At 67.1% G+C, this 20629-nt stretch carries 20 protein-coding genes and 1 pseudogene; 6 read left to right on the forward strand and 15 right to left on the reverse strand.

The genetic code is table 11. The features are described from left to right. Window positions 1-828, forward strand: a pseudogene (locus RMO01_RS01560) (phosphomethylpyrimidine synthase ThiC); the annotation flags it as partial. A gap of 4 nt (window positions 829-832) precedes the next feature. Here RMO01_RS01560 and RMO01_RS01565 read toward each other — a convergent pair. The 4 genes from RMO01_RS01565 to RMO01_RS01580 form a co-directional block, all read right to left on the reverse strand. After that, window positions 833-1507, reverse strand: a complete 675-nt coding sequence (locus tag RMO01_RS01565; protein WP_309627295.1) for a hypothetical protein — start codon at window positions 1505-1507, stop codon at window positions 833-835. Between the two features lie 126 nt (window positions 1508-1633). Beyond that, window positions 1634-2137, reverse strand: coding sequence for a type II toxin-antitoxin system antitoxin SocA domain-containing protein (locus RMO01_RS01570; RefSeq protein WP_309627296.1), 504 nt, complete (start codon window positions 2135-2137; stop codon window positions 1634-1636). Window positions 2138-2346: 209 nt separating this feature from the next. Continuing rightward, a complete protein-coding gene (locus RMO01_RS01575; RefSeq protein ID WP_309627297.1) occupies window positions 2347-3153 on the reverse strand; it encodes a hypothetical protein in 807 nt (268 codons plus the stop codon). Further along, window positions 3150-3323, reverse strand: coding sequence for a hypothetical protein (locus RMO01_RS01580; RefSeq protein WP_309627298.1), 174 nt, complete (start codon window positions 3321-3323; stop codon window positions 3150-3152). Before RMO01_RS01580 ends, RMO01_RS01575 begins: the two co-directional genes overlap by 4 nt. 257 nt (window positions 3324-3580) lie before the next feature. Between RMO01_RS01580 and RMO01_RS01585 the strand changes: the two genes are divergently transcribed. Together RMO01_RS01585 and RMO01_RS01590 are read left to right on the forward strand one after the other, a co-directional pair. Further along, entirely contained in the window at window positions 3581-4141 is a 561-nt protein-coding gene (locus RMO01_RS01585; protein ID WP_309627299.1) for a hypothetical protein, read from the forward strand. A 67-nt stretch (window positions 4142-4208) separates the two neighbouring features. Then, window positions 4209-4886 carry a bifunctional 4-hydroxy-2-oxoglutarate aldolase/2-dehydro-3-deoxy-phosphogluconate aldolase gene (locus RMO01_RS01590; RefSeq protein ID WP_309627300.1) on the forward strand — a complete coding sequence of 226 codons (678 nt, stop codon included), beginning with the start codon at window positions 4209-4211 and terminating at the stop codon, window positions 4884-4886. Here the strand turns inward: RMO01_RS01590 and RMO01_RS01595 are convergent. After that, window positions 4883-5425: an OmpA family protein gene (locus RMO01_RS01595; RefSeq protein WP_409013025.1), complete on the reverse strand. Its 543-nt coding sequence runs from the start codon at window positions 5423-5425 to the stop codon at window positions 4883-4885. The genes RMO01_RS01590 and RMO01_RS01595 overlap by 4 nt on opposite strands. Before the next feature lie 343 nt (window positions 5426-5768). Between RMO01_RS01595 and RMO01_RS01600 the strand changes: the two genes are divergently transcribed. Then, window positions 5769-6581 (forward strand): hypothetical protein, encoded by an 813-nt coding sequence (locus RMO01_RS01600; RefSeq protein ID WP_309627301.1) that lies wholly within the window; start codon window positions 5769-5771, stop codon window positions 6579-6581. Between the two features lie 64 nt (window positions 6582-6645). On the opposite strand, the gene katG is transcribed toward RMO01_RS01600, so the two are convergent. The 4 genes from katG to RMO01_RS01620 all read right to left on the reverse strand — a co-directional run bounded on the left by katG (window position 6646) and on the right by RMO01_RS01620 (window position 12317). Continuing rightward, complete coding sequence (gene katG, locus RMO01_RS01605; protein WP_309627323.1) at window positions 6646-8847, reverse strand: catalase/peroxidase HPI; 2202 nt, start codon at window positions 8845-8847, stop codon at window positions 6646-6648. Window positions 8848-9021: 174 nt separating this feature from the next. Continuing rightward, window positions 9022-10866 carry a hypothetical protein gene (locus RMO01_RS01610; protein ID WP_309627302.1) on the reverse strand — a complete coding sequence of 615 codons (1845 nt, stop codon included), beginning with the start codon at window positions 10864-10866 and terminating at the stop codon, window positions 9022-9024. Between the two features lie 36 nt (window positions 10867-10902). Next, the gene (locus RMO01_RS01615) at window positions 10903-11625 is read right to left on the reverse strand and encodes a DUF305 domain-containing protein (RefSeq protein WP_309627303.1); all 723 of its coding nucleotides are present in this window, start codon (window positions 11623-11625) and stop codon (window positions 10903-10905) included. Window positions 11626-11711: 86 nt separating this feature from the next. Then, a complete protein-coding gene (locus RMO01_RS01620; protein ID WP_309627304.1) occupies window positions 11712-12317 on the reverse strand; it encodes a hypothetical protein in 606 nt (201 codons plus the stop codon). 162 nt (window positions 12318-12479) lie between these two features. On the opposite strand from RMO01_RS01620, the gene RMO01_RS01625 reads away from it, so the two are divergent. Then, entirely contained in the window at window positions 12480-13418 is a 939-nt protein-coding gene (locus tag RMO01_RS01625) for a DUF3883 domain-containing protein (RefSeq protein ID WP_309627305.1), read from the forward strand. A 340-nt stretch (window positions 13419-13758) separates the two neighbouring features. Here the strand turns inward: RMO01_RS01625 and RMO01_RS01630 are convergent, their stop codons facing one another. The 6 genes from RMO01_RS01630 to lepA all read right to left on the reverse strand — a co-directional run bounded on the left by RMO01_RS01630 (window position 13759) and on the right by lepA (window position 19246). Further along, the gene (locus RMO01_RS01630) at window positions 13759-14307 is read right to left on the reverse strand and encodes a fasciclin domain-containing protein (protein ID WP_309627306.1); all 549 of its coding nucleotides are present in this window, start codon (window positions 14305-14307) and stop codon (window positions 13759-13761) included. Between the two features lie 7 nt (window positions 14308-14314). Next, window positions 14315-15256, reverse strand: a complete 942-nt coding sequence (locus RMO01_RS01635; protein ID WP_309627307.1) for a hypothetical protein — start codon at window positions 15254-15256, stop codon at window positions 14315-14317. A 174-nt stretch (window positions 15257-15430) separates the two neighbouring features. Further along, window positions 15431-16408, reverse strand: a complete 978-nt coding sequence (locus RMO01_RS01640) for an HWE histidine kinase domain-containing protein (RefSeq protein WP_309627308.1) — start codon at window positions 16406-16408, stop codon at window positions 15431-15433. Between the two features lie 106 nt (window positions 16409-16514). Next, window positions 16515-16928 (reverse strand): response regulator, encoded by a 414-nt coding sequence (locus RMO01_RS01645; RefSeq protein WP_309627309.1) that lies wholly within the window; start codon window positions 16926-16928, stop codon window positions 16515-16517. After that, entirely contained in the window at window positions 16925-17329 is a 405-nt protein-coding gene (locus RMO01_RS01650) for a response regulator (protein WP_309627310.1), read from the reverse strand. The genes RMO01_RS01645 and RMO01_RS01650 overlap by 4 nt, the downstream gene beginning before the upstream one ends. A 108-nt stretch (window positions 17330-17437) precedes the next feature. Then, complete coding sequence (gene lepA / locus RMO01_RS01655) at window positions 17438-19246, reverse strand: translation elongation factor 4 (RefSeq protein WP_309627311.1); 1809 nt, start codon at window positions 19244-19246, stop codon at window positions 17438-17440. A 223-nt stretch (window positions 19247-19469) separates the two neighbouring features. On the opposite strand from lepA, the gene RMO01_RS01660 reads away from it, so the two are divergent. Continuing rightward, the gene (locus RMO01_RS01660) at window positions 19470-20624 is read left to right on the forward strand and encodes an efflux RND transporter periplasmic adaptor subunit (protein ID WP_309627312.1); all 1155 of its coding nucleotides are present in this window, start codon (window positions 19470-19472) and stop codon (window positions 20622-20624) included. Window positions 20625-20629: the final 5 nt, after the last annotated feature.

Consider the following 20629-nt stretch of genomic DNA (forward strand, 5'->3'; position numbering starts at 1 on the left):
TGGTGCCTCAGCCATCACCGCGAGAGCTTCCTCTACGAACATTTCGAGGAGATCTGCGACATCATGCGGGCCTACGACGTCAGCTTCAGCCTCGGCGACGGCCTGCGCCCCGGCTCCATCGCCGACGCCAATGACGAGGCCTAGTTCGCCGAGCTGCGTACCCTGGGCGAGCTGACGAAGATCGCCTGGGCGAAAGGCTGCCAGGTCATGATCGAGGGCCCCGGCCACGTGCCGATGCACAAGATCAAGGCCAACATGGATGAGCAGCTCAAGCACTGCCACGAGGCGCCCTTCTACACGCTCGGGCCGCTGACGACCGACATCGCGCCGGGCTACGACCACATCACCAGCGCCATCGGGGCGGCCATGATCGGCTGGTTCGGCACGGCCATGCTCTGCTACGTCACGCCCAAGGAGCATCTGGGCCTGCCCGACCGTCAGGACGTCAAGGACGGCGTCATCACCTACAAGATCGCCGCCCACGCTGCCGACCTGGCCAAGGGCCACCCGGCCGCCCGCCTGCACGACGATGCCCTGTCGCGCGCGAGGTTCGAGTTCCGCTGGGAGGACCAGTTCAACCTCGGCCTCGATCCCGAGACGGCCCGCAAATACCACGACGAGACCCTCCCAAAGGAGGCCCACAAGACCGCCCACTTCTGCTCCATGTGCGGCCCGAAATTCTGCTCCATGAAGATCAGCCAGGACATCCGGAGGGATGCGGCGGCGCAGAATGATGCGGGGGGATCGCTGACGGATGCGGAGGCCGGGATGGCGGAGATGTCGGCGAAGTTCCGGGCGGGGGGGAGTGTGGTGGAGGTGAAGGTGTGAGGGCTTAGCCCGGTCCGCCCTCGAACATATCGAAGGTGTCTCCGGGCTTCGGGCCTCTATCCGGCTTCTTCTTCGGCCCCCGCTCGGCTCTCGTTTTCTCTGCGACACGCCGTGCCTCAATATAAACGTCAAGAAAATCGCTGACTTGATCGTCAGTCACCGGAGCGATCATGTCAGAGGTAAGAACCCGCGCGACAACCGTGCCCTCTTGATCCTTCTCGGACAAATCAATGATTTCAATCTGCGCGTCTTGCCACTCTCCCCGGCAGTAAGCTTTGCGAGCCAACGCCAAGTAGATGCTTAGTTTGTGCGGAATGAGCGCTTCGACACGCGGCTGGAGGATGGGGATGCGGATAATGCCATCCTCCACATACCAGCACGATGCTCTCGCCAATATCGTTACATCAGGACCATACCGCAGACCTTGAACCTCGTTCAGTCCGGCATCTTTGAAGTCCCTAAACCGATAGGTGTCTTTCGGGGACTTCGCGCCCAAGTCACAGAGACCGCCAATCGCTTCAGCGATCCGTGGGTGGGTTCGCGACCCGAACTGCCTAACGACGGCATCAGCCTGGAACTTGCCAGTCAGGCTATGCGGCATCGCATTCCAAGTTCGATCGTGGCTAAAGCCGAAAGTTCGATCATCGAACTTCAGAATTTCTTGGGTGGTCAGGTCCACACTTTCAGGGTGGGTCACCGACACGATTGAGAGCGCTTGGGGAGAGCTTGAACGTGGCATTGAAACCTGACAGCCGATTCACACCAGAAGCACATATCGTGAACGGCCGGTGTCGATCTGTCGAGTCTATGATGACGCCGAATTGTGGGTGGTCCTGATCAACTCGTTGGATATCACTCGGTTGATATTGCGATGGGCTTCGAACTGCTCGAAGGCCCGACTCCAAGGCCCGCCGGGCCTATGCGAGATGCCGGACAAGAGCCCGGCATCCACATCAATGTACATGTCAAAGATCGCCCTAACCTGATCTTTCAAGGCCGGATCCAACTCCGCCACCTGTACCGACGAACTTCGGGTGATCGGATTGAACGTGACCGCTCTTTTGGTAATCGGTTGCCGACTAAATTCTTTGAACTGAGAATAGACGCTAGGAACGACTGGTCCGTAATTCCAAGCTTCAAATTCTTCATTTATTAGAGGCTGCCCAAATCTGCAGAGATAGTCTGCATGGACGAAGAACAGCATCTTCTGCAATTTGAGCGGAGTGACTGGAACGCCAAGGTCATCAGCCCAAGTCAGGATCATGTTCGCGAAAGCCTTCGCGGAATATGGAGGACCAACACCTTCCATCACCGGCTCCCAATCGTCATGTTCTCGTTATGTTCTTATGGAAGTTTCTGCAAGTGGTTTTTCCTACCCTCATTCGCGAAGAAGGGAATAGCGCGTTCTGCTGCGGCACCACCATCGTGGCTCCTCGGACACAACTGCACAGCTCGTCCTCCTCGCCGGTCTCAGCATAGCCGGGAAGCCGCACTTCGGCTGGGAGCCGGGACGCCCGATCAGCCCTTCTCCTCATCCGGGAACGCCGTCTCCGCCTCAAGCAGCGCCGCCTCCTCCTCGGGTGAGAGCTCGTCGTCCCCTTCCAGCAGCGCCTCCACATCGAAATAGGGGTTCAGGGCGATGTTCTTGATGTTGGCCGCCTCAAGCATCACAAACGGGATCATCGACCGGTTCACCGCCACCCGCTCCAGCCCCTCAGGCTTTACCGTCAGCACGAAGCGGTCGCAGTCCGACAGGGAGATGGTCTTGATCTCCCCGTCCGCGCCGATCTTCAGGTCTTGGACGATGCCCTCATAGCCCAGATAGCTGCCGTCAGAACCAAGGTCTGAGACCACGAAGGCGCTGACCACCAAGGCGTCGGAGAAGGCCAGCTCCGCCGTCCAGCCATAGATCAGGGACCGCAGTCGGGATGCTTTCTGCGCCCGCCAAGCCGCCAGCCAGCCGATGCCGAACCCGAACCCGGCGACCACGGCCAGCGAGACCAGCAAGGCGGCGGCCGTGCCCTGCCCCGGCACGCTGGACGGACTGCGGAAGCGCAGCAACTCCAGGTACAGGTTCGGCTCCCACGGCACCGAGGCGCAGGGCCCGACGCCGCACCACGCCGCGTTCCCCGCCAGCAGGATCGCGGCGATCGCATGGGTGATGAGGGCGCCGAAGGTGATGGCGGCCAGGGCGAGGAAGGAGTTGGGCGGCGCGGGGGCCTGCCGGACTGGGCCTCTCAACGCCCCAAAATAGTAGCCGGCGAAGGCCGCGAATCCGGGCGCAAGAAGCAGAATCGAAACAACGAAGCCGAAGCTCGGCGTCACTTGGCCTTCAGCGCGGCGGCCTTCTCGTGCAACCGGCCAAGATCACGGGGCTTGACCAAAAGGACGCCATGCTTGCCGGGCTGGCTGGCCTCACGGACCTTTTCCCACGAGCCATAGGTCTTCAGAAGCCTGCGCCCCGTATCCACCGACTGTTTCGTGTTCAGCGTCATGAGGTCATTATGGGCGCGATCTCGCCTTAGGCAAGTCTGTCTGATCACCGCAACCGAAGACGGTCGGTCGCCCGCCAAGGCCGAACCGTTTCATGCCTCCTTCTCGAATAAGGGGAGAAGGGAAATACGTCCATACCCATCAACACATCGTCCGAATCCGCGAACGAATTCAACGCCCGGCTCTATTTAGAGCCATTCTATCCAGCACACCTCAAAACGCCCTCACACTGTTCCCCCTTCAAACGGGAGCCAAAACCATGACCGAGGACGAACACCCCCATCCCCTGCGCGCGGCGCCGCCCGATGTCTGGGACGCGGTTCGGGACGACTATCTGGCGGGGATGTCGGGGCCGGACTGTTGCCGGCGGCACGGGGTCACGCTGGCGGCGTTGCGGGCGCGGGCGGCGCGCAATGGATGGCGGCGGGCGGATCAGCCGTGGCGGCCGCCGCACCAGCTGGATCCCTGGGACGAGGGGATGGAGCTCGAAGACAGGATCGGCGGCGACATGAACATGATCGACTTCGGCGACCTGCCCCATGTCGCCTCGTCGCGGATGGCGCGGGCGATCCTGCGCGGCGATGCGGTCGGGGCCCTGCGCTGGCACCGGGTCCATCAACTGGTTCAGGAGGATGACGAGGAGTTGCGCCGCTGGATCGAGACGGAGGACCTGCGTCAGCGCCGTGCGGAGTGGGAGGCGGAACGCGACGCCCGCCACGACGCCGAGGACGAGGCGGAAGCCCTGGTCGAAGCGGCGCGCGACTCTGTCGAGTCTGTCGAGTCTATTCTGGAGTCGCGCCCGGAGGACGCCGACCTCTGAAACCCGAAGTGGCTTGACGGACCGCCCATCGATCCGCGATCCCCAAGCCAGACCCCGGAGCCCCACCATGCCGATCGACCGCGTTTCCGTGCTGAAAGCCCTCGAAGCCCAGGGCGTCTGCCCGGTCTTCTACAATCCCGATCCCGAGGTCGCGATGAATGTGATCCGGGCCTGTGCGCGCGGCGGGGCGCCGGTGATCGAGTTCACCAACCGGGGCGACTTCGCCGTCGACCTGTTCGCCGAGATCGCAAAGGAACTGGGTCGCACGGATCCGGACATCATCCTGGGCATCGGCTCGGTGCTCGATGCGGGGACGGCGGCGATGTATCTGAACCGGGCCGCGCGGTTCGTGGTCTCGCCGGCCCTGGTGCCCGAGGTGGCGACCGTCTGCAACCGCCGCATGGTCGCCTATTTCCCCGGCTGCGGCTCGGTGCGCGACATCACCGAGGCCCATGCCCTCGGCTGCGACATCATCAAGCTGTTTCCGGGCGCCTCGGTCGGCGGGCCGGACTTCGTCAAGGCGGTTCTGGGGCCCATGCCCTGGACGAAGATCATGCCGACCGGCGGCGTCGACCCCGACGCCGCCTCCATCGCGAAATGGTTCGGCGCCGGGATCGTGGCGGCGGGCATGGGCTCCAAGCTCGTCACTGACGCGGCGGTGAAGGCGGGCGACTGGGCCGGGATCGAGACCTCGGTCCGCAGCGCCGTCGACGCCGTCGCCGCCTTCCGCGCCGGTAAGGCCTAGCTCAGGACCACGATGGCCACGCGCCGGTTCTGGGCGCGGCCTTCGGGGGTGGTGTTGTCGGCGACGGGCGCCTCTTCGCCGTAGGAGATGGTGGCCATGCGGTTCAGGGCGATGCCCTGGCGGCTCAGCGAGCGACGCACGGCCTCGGCCCGGGCGGCGCCCAGGGCGTCGTTATAGGCCTCGGGCCCGGCGGCGTCGGTATGGCCCTGGATCTCGAGGTAGACGTTGACGTTCTCGGCCTTCAGCCGGTTCGCCAGCTCGGTCAGACGGGCCTCGGCCTCGGGCGACAGGGCGTCGCGGTCGGACGGGAATTTGACGGAGTCATCCGACAGGACGACCTCGTACATGAACTTGCCCTCGGCCAGCTGCTGGGCCGCCGTGGCGCGCTGCAGGGCGTCGTTGGCGGTGCCCTCGACGGTCCCCAGACGGGCGTCGGTGGCGTTGACCCTCTGGTCGACCACGGCGACCTCGTCCCGCACGAAGTTGCGCGTCGCGCAGCCCGAGGCGAGCAGGCCGAGCGTCAGCACGACGCCGGTCATGAGAACGGGGCGCAGGTTGGCGCGGGGGAAGGAAAGGGTCATCGAAGCGAGGGGGGACTGGATCAAGGCGATCTCCTGAGGGGCCGGCGCGCCACTTCCGAACGTTGCGCGGATGTAATGAGGGCGGCGACGGAAGGCCTTGGCATGACCGGGGTGCGGCATGATTCCGGCAGCTTGGCCGTAAGGATTGGGGCGGAGCGGGGCCGTTCGGCGGCCACGTTCCTGACGCGGGCGGGTGGTCTCTGGGGGCCAGTCCGACGCCCCCGCGTCGCTTCCGCAGGCCTGATTTTTGCCTCCAACCGCCGAGAGCCAAACGCGAATACCGCCCTCGCAAACCGCCGCCATGCGGCGTCGCCGGCGGGCCTGGCTGCCGGGCGTGGCGGTCAGCGCGGCCCTCCACATCGGCCTGCTCGCGGCCTTCCTGACGGTCGCACCCGAGCCGACGATTTTTTCGATTCAGTCCCCGCCGGAGCCGGTGATCGTCTCCCTGACCCCGCCCCCGCCGCCCCTCCCGGTCGCCGAACCTGACCCGCCGCCGGGTCCCGCCGAGCCCTCGCAGGCCGCCGAACCGCCCGCTCCCGCCACTCTCGCGCCGCCCACGCCGAGACCCCGTCCGCCCGCTGCGCCCCGCCCCCCTCGCCCCGCTCCGCCCGAGGTCGAGCCCCTGCCCGTCGCCGCCGCCCCGCCGGGGCCGGCGCCCGCGCCTCCCCCCGCCGGCCTGACCCAGGCCCAGCTCGCCGGCGCGGCCACCGCCGGTTCGGGCTCTGGCGCGGACGGGACCGGAACGCCGGGCGGCGGGGGTGGCACGGGCTCGGGCGCCGGCCGCTGCGACATGATCCGGCGGGTGCAGGATGCGCTCCGCGACAACCCCGGCGTGGTCGCCGCCGCCACGCGCGCCCACCGCGCCTTGCCGGCCTCCCGCCGCGCCCTGCTGGTCTGGGACGGCGACTGGGTCATGAACCCGGGCGAGGAAGGCCGCGGCCTCGCAGGGCTGCGTCAGGCCATCGCGGTCGCCATCGCCTTCGCCCCGCGCGAGTGCCGCAGCCAGTCGATGCGCGGGCTCGTCCTGCTGACCCTCGCCGACGGCGCCGACAGCCCGCGCCTCGCCCTCGGGCAGAGCCAGTGGCGGTGGTCGGACCTCACCGGCGCGCGCTGAGCGGGTCAGGAATTGAAACCGGGCGCGGCCGTGTCCAGCCGCGCCCGGTCATCCCACGCCGACCTCAGACCAGGTCGAACCGGTCCGCGTTCATCACCTTGGTCCAGGCCGCCACGAAGTCCGTGACGAACTTCCCGGCGTTGTCCGACTGGCCATAGACCTCGGCCAGGGCCCGCAGCTGCGAGTTGGAGCCGAACACCAGGTCGACCCGCGTCGCCGTCCACTTCAGGTCGCCGGTCGCCCGGTCCCGGCCCTCGAACTGGACCTCCTCGTCGGAGGTCGCGGTCCAGACCGTGCCCATGTCGAGCAGGTTGACGAAGACGTCGTTGGTCAGCTGGCCGGGGCGGTGGGTGAAGACCCCATGCCGGACGCCGTCAGTGTTGGCGTTCAGCGCGCGCAGCCCGCCCCACAGGACCGTCATCTCCGGCGCCGTCAGGGTCAGCAACTGGGCCCGGTCGATCATCATCTCCTCGGCCGTCAGGGTGAACTGGCCCCGCTGATAGTTGCGGAACGCGTCGGCCTCGGGCTCCAGCACAGCGAAGGACTCGAGGTCGGTCTGGGCCTGCGAGGCGTCCGCCCGGCCCGGAATGAACGGGACCTCGACGTCATGGCCCGCCGCCTGCGCCGCCTGCTGAACCCCGACCGAACCGGCCAGCACGATCAGGTCGGCCAGGGACACTGTCTTGCCGGTCGCATTGAAGTCGCTCTGGATGCCTTCCAGCACGCCCAGCACCTTCGACAGCTGCGCCGGCTGATTGACCGACCAGTTGCGTTGCGGCTCCAGCCGGATGCGCGCGCCGTTGGCGCCGCCGCGCTTGTCCGATCCCCGGAAGGTCGAGGCCGACGCCCAGGCCGTGGCCACCAGTTCGGTGACGCTGAGGCCCGACGACAGGATCCTGTCCTTCAGGACGCCGGCGTCCGTCGCATCGATCAGGGGATGATCGACCGCCGGGATCGGGTCCTGCCAGAGCAGCTCTTCCTGCGGCACCAGCGGGCCGAGGTAGCGTTCCTTGGGCCCCATGTCGCGGTGGGTCAGCTTGAACCAGGCGCGCGCGAAGGCCTCGGTCAGCAGGGCCGGGTTCTCGTGGAACCGCTTGGAGATCGGCGCATAGATCGGGTCCCTGATCAGGGCCAGATCGGTCGTCAGCATCATCGGCTTGACCCGCCCGTCCGAGTGCGCGTCAGGGGCCAGATCGGCGTCATCGATATGTTTCGGCGTCCACTGATGGGCGCCGGCCGGGCTCTTGGTCAGCTCCCACTCGTACTTGAACAGCAGGTCGAAATAGCCGTTGTCCCAGGTCGTCGGATTGGCCGTCCACGGCCCCTCAAGGCCCGAGGTGATGGCGTGGGCGCCCTTGCCGCTCTCCCAGCTGTTCCGCCAGCCGAAGCCCTGTTCCAGGATGCCGGCGCCTTCCGGCTCGACCCCGACGTGTTTGGCGTCGCCGGCGCCGTGCGCCTTGCCGAAAGTGTGGCCCCCGGCGATCAGGGCGACGGTCTCCTCGTCGTTCATCGCCATCCGGGCGAAGGTCTCGCGGATGTCGCGGGCAGAGGCCAGCGGATCGGGCTTGCCGTTCGGCCCTTCCGGATTGACGTAGATCAGTCCCATCTGGACAGCGGCGAGCGGCTTGTCCAGCTGGCGTTCGCCCTGGTAACGGCCGTCGGCCAGCCAGGTGTCCTCTGCGCCCCAGTGGACATCCTCAGACGGCTCCCAGACGTCCTCGCGGCCGAAGCCGAAGCCGAAGGTCTTGAAGCCCATCGTCTCCATGCCGACGTCCGCGGCCAGGATCATCAGGTCGGCCCAGCTGACCTGGTTGCCGTATTTCTGCTTGATCGGCCACAAGAGGCGCCGCGCCTTGTCGAGGTTGCCCTTGTCGGGCCAGCTGTTCAGCGGGGCGAACCTCTGCTGGCCCTGCCCCGAGCCACCGCGCCCGTCCCCGGTGCGATAGGTCCCGGCGGAGTGCCAGGCCATGCGGACGAAGAACGGCCCATAGTGGCCATAGTCGGCGGGCCACCAATCCTGCGAGTCCGTCTGGACGGCGCGCAGGTCGGCCTTCAGCGCCTCGATGTCCAGCTTGGCGACCTCATCCCTGTATCTGAACGTCGGGGCGAACGGGCTGACCAGCGACGAATGCTGGGACAGGATCTTGAGGTTCAGCTGGTTCGGCCACCAGTCGCGGTTCGACCGTCCGCCGAAGCTGGTGTGGAACCGCACGCCATGGCGCAGCGGGCACTGGGTGGTGGGTTCGACGAGGTCGTTTCCGTCCATGGGCATCGTTCTTCTCCGATCGCGGTCCGAGTTGGTTCGAAAGGCGTATCAGAGCGTTGCCGTTAAATTAAGTCGATTAAACTGATGCTGAGGATCGATAAAAGTTATCGTTGTCCACGAAGAAAAGGGCGGCGGGATTCCTCCCGCCGCCCGATTGTCCGACCCTGACGGTGCTTACGCGGCAAGCCGCTGCAGCAGGGCCGCCAGCGACGCCATCCGGGCCTTGGTGGCATCGGTCGCGCCGTCCGGAGCCGTCGCCAGCGCCGTCGCCAGTTCGCCGGCCGCCGCCTTGTCCGCCGAACCCGAACGCCAGCCCGCGATCACGGTGCGAGCACGCGCTTCGACGCCGTCCTCGATCGCATCGGTGCGGGCCAATTGATCGATATAGGAGGCCGCCACATCCGGGGTGTCGGCCCACTCGATCTTTGTCTGGAGCTGCGGGTTGATCTCCGCCGCCAAGATGGCCTCGGCCGCCGCGATCTCCGCGGCCGACAGCTGGTCCGACGGAAGCAGCTTCAGCACGTCCAGCCCGCGCGCGATCTCGCTGGAATAGATCCGTCCGTTGAACCAGTAGGCCGACCACGAGCCGCCGACATACAGCCGCTCGGCGCTGATCGGACCGCGGTCGAAGAAGGCGATCTCGACCGGCTTCATCGGATCGGTGAAGTCCATGATCGAGATCCCGCCCTGGTACCAGGACTGCACCATCAGATCGCGCCCCGGGACCGGGATGATGTTGCCGTTGTGGGCGACGCAGTTCTCGGTCGCCCCCTGGGCCGACGGCAGCTTGTGGAAGCTGCGCGGCGTCAGGGTGCGGTCGGCGATGGTCGCGACCATGTTGGCGCCCCAGGTCGCCGGATCCTCGGCCCGGCAGCGCGCGCCGATACCGCCGCCCCACTCGTCGGTGAAGACCACCTTGTCGCCGGCGTTATTGAACGTCGCCGAGTGCCAGTAGGCCATGTCCGGATCGAAGATGTCCGAGGTCCGCTTCGGGTTCACCGGGTCGGTGATGTCCAGCAGGATGCCGTTGCCGCTGCAGGCGCCGCCGGCCAGACCGATCTCGGGATAGACGGTGATGTCATGGCACTGGTTGGTCTGGGCCGTGTTCTGGCTGGCGAGACCGGCCCGTCCGCCGCGCCACAGACCGGCCACCCGGCCGGTGGTCGCATCGGCGAAGATGCGCGGCCGGTTGACCAGTTCGGCGTTCTCCGGATGGTCCAGCTGCACCTTGATCACGTCGATCGAGAACAGCGCCGTCTCCGGGTTCACGTCCGGCTGGCCGTCCGTGCAGATGTCCAGCTCGCCCGACTTGCGCACGTCGGCCGTGCCCTGGCCGTAGACATAGAGGACGTTTGGATCCGACGGATCCGGAACCAGCGTATGGGTGTGCGACCCGCGGCAGGTCTGGACCGCCGCGATCTGACGCGGATTGTTCAGGTCACTGATGTCGAAGATGCGCACGCCGCGGAACCGTTCGGCGCTGACCTCGCCCTCGTTGCCGCCGCCGCTGCAGTCCAGCCGCCCGCGGTTCTCCTCGACCGACATGAACAGCAGGTCGCCCTTGACCGAGACGTCGCCCTGACCGCCCGGACAGACCACCGACATCACCAGCCGGGGCGCGTCGCCCGCGACGTCATAGGCGTTGAAACCGTTGAAGTTGCCGACGAACAGCCGGCCGTTCGACATCGCCATGTCGGAGTTGGCCATGCCCAGCACGCTGAAGCCGGGATTGCCCTCGGCCGAGGCCCGCAGCGCGGCGCCCTCCTCGGCGTTGCGGGGCGGCGAGAACATCGTCTCAGAGGTGCCGAAGCCCGGCGCATGCGGCGTGTGGCTGACCAGGGCCATGCCCACCGCCGCCTGTCCGGCGTCGTCGAACCCGGCCGACAGGGCGGAGCGCGCGTCCGTCCCGATGACCTGGACCGCCCCTCCCGCCGACGACTGCTGCGCCACGGCGGCGGTCGCCCCCAGCAACAGACCCAATGCGGCGACGGAGGAAAGCAGGGTGCGACGGACGGTCATGGCGGGCCTCGTTCGAAGGGTTGAAATTCGCTGGGTTCAGAGTTCGGCGGACAGGGACTGCATGCGCAGGATTTCGGTCGACTGATCGGCGACGACCGCATTGGTGAAGTCGGACAACAGGGTGTCCTGTGCGGCATCGGGCGTCTCCATCAGGGCGCCGACCATGTCGATCGCCCCCTGATGATGCTGGATCATCCCGGCCAGGAACAGCCGGTCGAAATCCGTCCCGCTCGCCGCCGCCAGCGTCCGCATCTGGCGCGGCGTCAGCATCCCGGCCATCACCGGCGTGTCGTCGGGCCCCACGCCGGGGCTCATGGCGCCGTGGTTCATGCCCGCATGCGCCCCGTGCCCCATCGCCGAATGATCCATGCCCGGCATCTCCACAGGCCGGCCGCGCTCCTGCAGCCACCCGCGCATCAGGGCGATCTCGGCCTCCTGGCTCAGGGCGATGCGACGCCCCAGCAGCTTCACCCGCCGGTCGGACCCGCGCGTGTCCAGCAGGGCGACCATCTCCACCGCCTGGGCGTGGTGGACGATCATATGCTGCATGAAGCCGACGTCCGCCTCGGTGAAGGTCGTGCGCCCCAGGGCCATCGCCTCCTCAGGTGTCACGATCCGCGACGGCTGTCCGGGCGCCCCGGGCTGGAAGATGGGAGGCGATCCGGCGGGGGGCGTCTGGGCCGAGGGTGTCTGGGCGAAGGCCTGTCCGGCGATCAGACCCGACATCAGGGCCGCAACGATACCGAACTCCAGCCGCACGCCCGCTCACTCCCGCCGCAGCGCTTTTCGGCCACAGTCCAGACTAGGCGCTGGCCCCGCCCCGGGGCAAGCGGCTTCGAAAATCCTCATGTCCGGAGTTCGCAACGCCCGTCATCCGGCGCCGCCAGATCGTCCTGCTCAAGCTCGCGCAAACGCTCCGCATCGCGATCGGCCTGCCCCAGCCGCGCGAGGATCGCCTCCAGCGCCGCCTCGTCCTGCGGCGAGCGTCCGCCGTTCCCCCAATGCCCCGTCACCCGGTCGCCCAGCCGCGCATAGCTCTCCGCCAGCCCGGCCAGCGCCTTGGCCTCAAGCCACAGCCTCCCCTTCATCGCACGGCCGGAGGCCAGGATCGCCGCCCGCGCCAGCAGGGCCGGCTCGCCGTCGTCCTCGTCCAGATCGATGCCGTCGAACAGCCGCGCGGCCCGCGCCTCCGGATCGTTCGCCCTCGCCTCGGCCAGAGCCTCGGTCCGCATCGCCGCCTGTGTGATCGCCTGTGCGTCGCCCCAGTCCCGCTTGGTTGCATTGTGTTTGGTGATCCGCTTCCTCACCGCGTGTTCCGACACCCGCCACTTCCGCGCCAGTTCCACCGCCGTCGCCCCCTCCACATACTCCTTCAGGATCACCGCCCAGGTCTCGGCCTTGAGCCGATAGTGGGCGGGCCGGTCGGAGAGCGGCGGGACGATGTCGGTCATGCCGACAGTGTGCGGGCGCCGCGAGGGCAGGCGCGGATAAAGCCCCTAAATAATCCCGGCCTTTGATCGGCAAGGCGAAATCGGGGGATGTGTTGATGGGTATCGTCCTCCACGCCTGGTCAAACCTGCACGCCGCTGCCAACCTGTATGGGGAGGCGGCGCGTGATTGATCCATCCAAGGTTGGCGCCGACTGGCAGGCGGACGAGCTCGACGCGATCGTCGCCGACTATTTTCTCATGCTCGCCCTCGACGCCGCCGGGGAGCCCTTCGTCAAGGCGCACCGCGCCCGCGCCCTGATGGAGCGCACAGGCCGCAGCCACCGCTCGGTCGAATTCAAGCACATGAACATCTCGGCCGTCGCCGCCGAACTGGGCCTGCCCCACGTGCGCGGCTATCGCCCGATGGCCAACTACCAAGCCGCCATCTTCGACGCCATCGACCGCCACCTCGCCGCCCACCCCGAGGTCCTCGCCGACGACTTCGCCCCACCATTCCTCCCCAATCGGGGGAGGGGGACCGCCGCAGGCGGTGGAGGGGGCAAGCCTCACACGCGATCTTTCCATGGCGTCGCCGAACCCGAACCCGAGTTCGACCCCGCCGGTAAGAGCCATCCGCCCCTCACCCTCACCGAAGCCCCGCCCCCCGGCCCGCCCCGCACCCCGCGCCCGGAGGGCCTCGCCCGCCTCGTCCGCAAATACGACCCCGCCGCCCGCGATCACCGCAACCGCGCCCTCGGCCTGCTGGGTGAGGAACAGGTCTTCCACCACGAGCGCGCCCGCCTGATCGCGCACAACCGCCCCGATCTCGCTCGCCGCGTCGAATGGACCAGCCAGGAACGCGGCGACGGCGCCGGCTACGACATCCGCAGTTTCGACCCCTCCGGCGCAGAGCGCCTGATCGAGGTCAAGGCTACCCGAGGCGGCCGCACAACACCCTTCTATCTCAGCAGAACGGAGCGTGAAGTTTCGATGGAGCGCGTCGCAGACTGGCGTCTTTATCGGGTCCACGATCTCTCGATGGCGCCGGGGCTGTTCGTGTTGCCGCCGCCGTTGGAAGCGTCGGTCACGCTACACGCGGAAAGCTGGAGAGCTATCTTCTGATCCGGCGGGGCTCAAACCGGATGAGATCGTACTTATCGGCAAACCACGCGACAAATGCCGCAGGCTCTTCGCCTTCCTGCCAATACCGAGACAACTCAGCCTCGTCCAAGCCCGCATCGGATGTGTCGATGCACCAATCTCGCTTCATCAAGCGGTCAACGGTCTGGACCCAACGCATCTTGTTCATAGAGTTCCCTTGCTGCGTCCAAGATTGAACCGATTTTGGCATGCGCGCCAAGTCGCGGGCTCGCATTGAGGCTAGCCCGCCGTCTCGTCGGAGCAAGGCAAAGGGGGCGTCTAGCAATGCTTCGCAGCACCTCAAACGCCCTGAGCGGCGACCCTACTCCGCCTTCACCAGCACCCCGTCCACCGGCTGAACCACCCCGTTCGACACCACTGTCTCCGCCCCCGTCAGGCGGGCGGTCGCGCCGTCCGCTGCGGTCACCACGACGGCGTCACCGTCCTTCGAGAAGGTCAGCAGTCCGTCGGACATGGTGCGCATCTGGACGCCGTCGGCGCCGCCGCGCGCCAACGCCGCCTCGATGTCGGCCCGCGTCAGGGCGCCGGGAACGATGTGGGCCCGCAACAGGGCCGCGCTCTGGGCCTTCATGGCCTCGCCCGCGAGATCGGACCCGGAGGTTCCGAGCGCCGCATTGACGGGGGCGAAGACGGTATAGGGCCCCTTGCCTTCGAGCACCTCGGACAGGCCGCCGTTCCTGACGACCCCCTCCAGGGTGTCGAGATCGCCCGCGTCGCCGATGGCGGCGGCCAGGGTCTGGTTTGAGGGCGCCGCGACGCCGTCAGGCCCGGCCTTGTCCGCATCCCGCCCGCAACCGGCCAGGCACAGGACCATCAGGGGCGCGAGCGCCCAGAGTCGTTGATTGTTCATCGGTCCCTCAGGTCAGAAGCTGAATGACGGCCTGCACCAGCCGTGTGGTGGGGTCGACCTGGTACACCTGGCCGTCGTTGTACCGGTACTGGCTCTGGGCGCTGTCGGCGTACTGGTTCCGATAGGCATAGGGCACGTTATAGACGTCGTAGCCGGCGGGCAGACGCTGGCCGACGTTGACCTGCTGACCGGTCAGCAGGGCAGCGACCTGACCGATCGACGAGGTTTGCGGATCGACGCGGTACAGCACCCCGTCGGCGTAACGATACTGCGCCCCGTCGGTCAGGCCGTAATACTGCGACAGGGACTGCGGCGGCTGCTGATAGCCGTACTGGCTGGGCCAGGTGTTGCCGGGCGACAGGACGCCGCCAAGCACCGGCAGATATCCCAGCAGGCCGCCTTGCGGGGTCGTGCGGTACACATAGCCGTCGCGATACTGGTAGTCGCCTTCACCGCCCAGCGTGCGCCACAGGTAGTTGTAGCGGTTATAGGGATTCTGGGCCCGTTCGATCTGACGCGCCTGTCCCGGCGGCAGGCATCCGTTGTCCTTCTTGGCCAGCCCCGGCGGGCACCCGTTCAGCATTCCCCGGTTCACGTCCCGACGCAGGACCACCACGCCGTTGTCGACCTGTCGCTCGACATCGCGGCGGATTTCACGCTCGAGCCGGTCCTGACCGCGCGCCACATCGCGGGCGACGTCGGGTATACGGACCTCGACCTGCCGATCGACCCGGTCGTTGCCGCGCCCGTTGCCGCCGCCCCGGTTTTCGCCCCCGTGCCCACGGTCGTCGCCACGGTCCTGCTGGCCTCGGTCCTTGCCGTTGCCGTTGCCGTTGCCGTTGCCGTTGCCGTTGCCGTTGCCGTTGCCGTTGCCGTTTTGCGCCATCGCGGCGCCCGAGAAAGCAAGGGTAAGCGCCAGTGCGCTCGTCAGGGTGATTGATCGTTTCATCGTCAGACCCCTCGTCCAGACGATCACAACGTTCGCCACCCACCGGCGTTCCTGCGCGGCGCCCTGAAGGTCAGGCCGGCAGGGGCGTCTTGCCGGCCTTCTGCGTCTCCGGCAGCGTCTTCTTGCGCGTCGTGTCGCCGCCGCAGCGTTTCGACGACACGTCCCCGCCCGCCCCTAAACCCCCAGCCGATCCGCCGGTATCTTCAGCGTCACGATCAGCCCGTCCGGCTCCCACTGATAATCCACCGACCCGGCGAAGTGGCGGGTCATGATCCGCTTCAGCAGTTCGCTGCCGAAGCCCCCCTTCACCGCCGCCGGCGCCTCGACCTTGGGTCCGCCGCGTTCCGTCCAGACGATCGCGGCCACGTCGTCGTCGACCATACAGGCCACGTCCAGCAGTCCCGCATCCGCCGACAACGCCCCGTGCTTGACGGAGTTGGTGGCCAGTTCGTGCAGGACCAGGGCCAGATTGGTCGCCGCCGCCTCGCCGATGCCCATGCGCGGCACCGAGACCCGGATCCGGCCGCTGAAGGCGCCCAGATCGTCATAGGGGGTCAGCAGGACCGAAAGCAGGTCGCCCAGCAGGGCGGCCGTCTCGATCTGGCCGGGCACCGGCCGCACCAGATCGTGGGCGCGACCGAGGGCGGTCAGCCGGTGGGTCAGTTCGCGCGCCATGTCCTCCTTCGTCGCCGAAGAGCGCGAGGTCATGGACGTCAGGGCGCCGGCGATGGCGATCAGGTTCTTGACCCGGTGGCTCATTTCCCCGGCCAGAAGCTCGTTGGCCTCCTCGGCCTGTTTGCGGCCGGTGACGTCGAGGAAGACGCCGTACATGACGCGGCCGACGATGCCCTCGTCGTCGCCGCGCCCGCGCGCGGAGATCCAGCGGACCTCGGTCTTCACGATGATGCGGAAATCGATCTCATAGGGGCCGACGATGCCGCGCGTGGCGCTGAAGGCGGCGCGGACGCGGTCGCGGTCGGCCGGATGGATGTTGGCCGACAGGTCCTCGAAGGTGACGCCGTCCCCCTTGGGCATGGCCCACAGGTCGTAGCCGACGTCGTCCATCGTCAGCCGGTCGCTGTCGACGTTCCACGACCACAGGGCGATGCCCGCAGCCTCGACGCCGAGGCGCAGATGTTTCTCATCCCACACGGGGGTCTCCGGTTGCGACATCTCGCTTCGCGCCCGCCATGGCGTCCTTTCCGGAACACGACCGGAGAACACGGACCTGATTGACTACCGGTATATAGCGCAAAGCTCAGCTTTCGGTTCGATCACGGGCCGCGCGAAGCTGTTTGATATAGTCCACGACCGCGTCCGGCTCATAGGGACGGCCCAGGTGCGGGCCGGTCTGGCACAGGTCTGCGGCGGTCCGGGCGATGCCGTCCAGGCTGCCGGCCAGACGCACCTCCAGTTCCGGACGGTGCTCCCGGACCCACCGGGCCAATTCGAACCCGGAGCGCGTGCCCAGGGCGGCGATGTCGCACAGGATGACGTCGATCCCCAGCTTCGGCTCGGCCAGGGCGGTCATCGCCTCGTCCGTGTTCGCCGCCTCGACGACGGCGTACCCGCAATGTCTCAGATAGTCGGAGATCGCGTGCCGCGAGACGATGTCGCCATCGATGATCAGCACCGAGGCCTCGACCGTCTTGAGTTCGGCGGGGTCGCTCACGCGGGGGTCTCCAGCGCGGCCTGAATGGCGTTGACGATGAGATCGGGATCGCAGGGTTTGGACAGGAAGCGCTGCGCGCCGCCCGCATAGGCGAGCTCCGGCTCGAGATGGCCCGATGTCATCAGGACCGGAAGGCCCGGGCGGGTGCGTTTGACGAAGGCGAGCAGCTCCAGTCCATCGGCGGCGCCCGGCATCCGCACGTCGGTGAAAACCAGATCGATCGGCACGCCCGAGGTCAGGATGGCGATCGCCTCATCGCCGTTGAACGCCTCGACCACCGTGAACCCCGCATCCCTCAGATGGTCCGCCACCAGCATCCGGATCAGGAATTCATCTTCCACCACCAGGACCCGTGGCGACGCGAGGTGTGTGTCTTCGACCGGCATTGAACTCGACTGCATCCTGGATCCCGCTACTCACCCCTCAACCACGGCGAGGCGTGGGAGTTCCAAAATGTTCAGCAGACGAACGAGCATTTCGCCACAGCTTCAGCATAGTATCGCCAAGTATTAATCTTCGTCCATCTTCAGCGCGGCGATGAAGGCTTCCTGCGGGATCTCGACCTTGCCGAACTGGCGCATCCGCTTCTTGCCGGCCTTCTGCTTTTCCAGCAGCTTTTTCTTCCGCGTCGCGTCGCCGCCGTAGCATTTCGACGTCACGTCCTTGCGCAGGGCGCGCACGGTTTCCCGGGCGATGATCTTGCCGCCGATGGCGGCCTGGATCGGGATGACGAACATGTGGGGCGGGATCAGCTCCTTCATCTTCTCGACCATGCCCCGGCCGCGCGTCTCGGCCCGGGCGCGGTGGACCAGCATCGACAGGGCGTCGACGGGCTCGGCGTTGACCAGGATGCTCATCTTGACCAGATCGCCGACCTTGTAGTCCGTGATCTCGTAGTCGAACGAGGCATAGCCCTTCGAGATCGACTTCAGCCGGTCGTAAAAGTCGAACACGACCTCGTTCAGCGGCAGCTCATAGACCACCAGGGCGCGCGACCCGACGTAGGAGAGTTCGACCTGCGATCCGCGCCGGTCCTGACACAGCTTGATGACGCTGCCGAGGTATTCGTCGGGGGTCAGGATGGTGGCCTTGATCCACGGCTCGCTGATCGTCTCGATCTGCATCACGTCGGGCCGGTCGGCGGGGTTGTGCAGGTCGATCTCACGCCCGTCGCGCAGGCCGATCTTGTAGACCACCGAGGGCGCCGTCGCGATCAGGTCGAGGTTGAACTCGCGGCTCAACCGTTCCTGGATGATCTCGAGGTGCAGCAGACCCAGGAAGCCGCAGCGGAAGCCGAAGCCCAGGGCGGCGCTGGATTCCATCTCGAAGGTGAAGGAGGCGTCGTTCAGTCGCAGCCGGCCGATGGCGGCGCGCAGGTCCTCGAAATCGGCGGCGTCGACCGGGAACAGGCCGCAGAAGACCACCGACTGGACCTCCTTGAACCCCTTCAGCGGCTCGGCCGTCGGCTTGCGTTCGTCGGTGATGGTGTCGCCGACGGCGGCGTGGGCGACTTCCTTGATCTGGGCGGTGATGAAGCCGACCTCGCCGGGGCCGAGGCTCTCGACCGGCGTGTTCTTGGGCAGGAAGACCCCGACCCGGTCGATCAGGTGGGTCGAGCCGTTCTGCATCATCTTGACGCGCATCCCGGCCTTCAGGGTCCCGTCGAACACCCGCACCAGCACGACGACGCCGAGATAGGGATCGTACCAGGCGTCGACCAGAAGGGCCTTCAGCGGCGCGTCCGGGTCGCCCTTGGGCGCCGGCAGGCGGGTGACGATGGCCTCCAGCACATCCTCGATGCCGATGCCGGACTTGGCGCTGCACAGGACGGCGTCGGAGGCGTCGATGCCGATCACGTCCTCGATCTGCTGGCGAACCCGCTCGGGCTCCGCCGCCGGCAGGTCGATCTTGTTCAGCACCGGCACGATCTCGTGATTGTTGTCGATCGCCTGATAGACGTTCGCCAGCGTCTGCGCCTCGACCCCCTGCGACGCGTCGACCACCAGCAACGACCCCTCGCACGCCGCGAGGCTGCGCGAGACCTCATAGGCGAAGTCGACATGCCCCGGGGTGTCCATCAGGTTCAGGACGTAATCCAGCCCGTCCTTTGCGCGATAGTTGAGACGCACCGTTTGCGCCTTGATCGTGATCCCCCGCTCCTTCTCGATATCCATATTGTCGAGAACCTGCGCCGACATCTCCCGCGCCGTCAGCCCGCCGGTCACCTGAATCAGGCGATCGGACAGGGTCGATTTGCCATGGTCGATATGGGCGACCACGCTGAAGTTTCGGATGCGTTCAATAGGGGGCGTCGTCATGGTGCGGCGCGGTTAGCATGGGTGACGCCTCAGCGCCAACGCAGCAGGCCTCCGACGCAGTACCGCAACTGCATTCGGTGCGGATTACTTCGTAGTAATGGCCGCGCTTGCCGTTTGAGGGGGAGGCTTTAACGCGGTATGAGGCCACGCTCGCCGGATGTCATCGCCGGTTGACCTCCCCTGCCGGCGCCGCTTCGCCTGCCCAGATATACAGGATCGCTCCGTGGCCCCCACGTCCTCGACCCGCCTACTCCGCGCTTCCTCCCTCGCGTTCATCCTCGGGCTTGGCCTGACCGTCGCCGCTTGCGGAGGCGGGGACGAGGCGAAGACGGAGGAGACTTCCGGCGCGCCCGCCGCCTCCGGACCGACCGTCACCGTCGCGCCCGCCGCTTTGACCAGCCTTCCCCGCATCGTCACGGCGTCAGGCAGCGTCTCGGCCTGGGAAGAGGTGCCTGTCGGCTCAGAGACCGGCGGCCTGGTCGCCACAGCCGTCTATGTGGACGAGGGAACCTACGTCCGTCAGGGCCAGCCTCTGGTCCAGCTCAACGACGCCCTGCTGCGCGCCCAACTGCGCCAGCAGCAGGCGGGCGTCCAGACCGCCGAGGCCAACCTCGCCCGCGATGAAGCCGCCCTCGCCCGCTCGCAGGAGCTGAAGGAGCGCGGCTTCCTCAGCCAGGCTTCTCTGGATACGGCCCTGGCCAACCAGCGCGCCTCGACCGCCAACCTTGCGTCAGCCCGCGCCTCTCTTTCCGAAACCCAGACACGTCTCTCGCAGGCCACCCTGCGGGCGCCGGTCGCCGGCCTGATCATCAGCCGCAGCGTCACCCGCGGCCAGATCGTCCAGGCCGGAACCGAGATGTTCCGCATGGTGCGTGACGGGCGACTTGAGCTGGACGCCCAGGTGCCTGAGACCGAACTGGCCCTGATACGTGCCGGCCAGTCGGCGACCATTTCTTCGGACCAGATCGGCCAGACGACCGGCCGCGTCCGCATCGTGACGCCCGAGGTCGACGCCGCCAACCGGCTCGGCACGGCTCGCATCGCCCTGTCGGGCAGCGGCGGCTTCCGTCCCGGCATGTTCGCCAAGGCCGAGATCGACGTCGGCGCCCAGCCCACGATCACCGTACCCACCGCCGCCGTCCTGTACCGCGAGAACCGGGCGGGCGTGTACGTCCTGATGACCAACAACCACGTCCGCTTCCAGCAGGTGACGGTGCTGTCCCGGTCAGCGGAACGCACTTCGGTCACCGGGCTGAACGCCGGAGCCCAGGTCGTGGTTGACGGCGCCGGCTTCCTCGGTGACGGGGACCGCGTCAACGTCGTCGCCGCCCGTGCTCCGGTCGCTGCTGCGCCTGCCGCCGCTCCGGCCGCGCGCTAGAGCCT

It is taken from the genome of Brevundimonas sp. (assembly GCF_031412435.1).
GTDB lineage: Bacteria > Pseudomonadota > Alphaproteobacteria > Caulobacterales > Caulobacteraceae > Brevundimonas.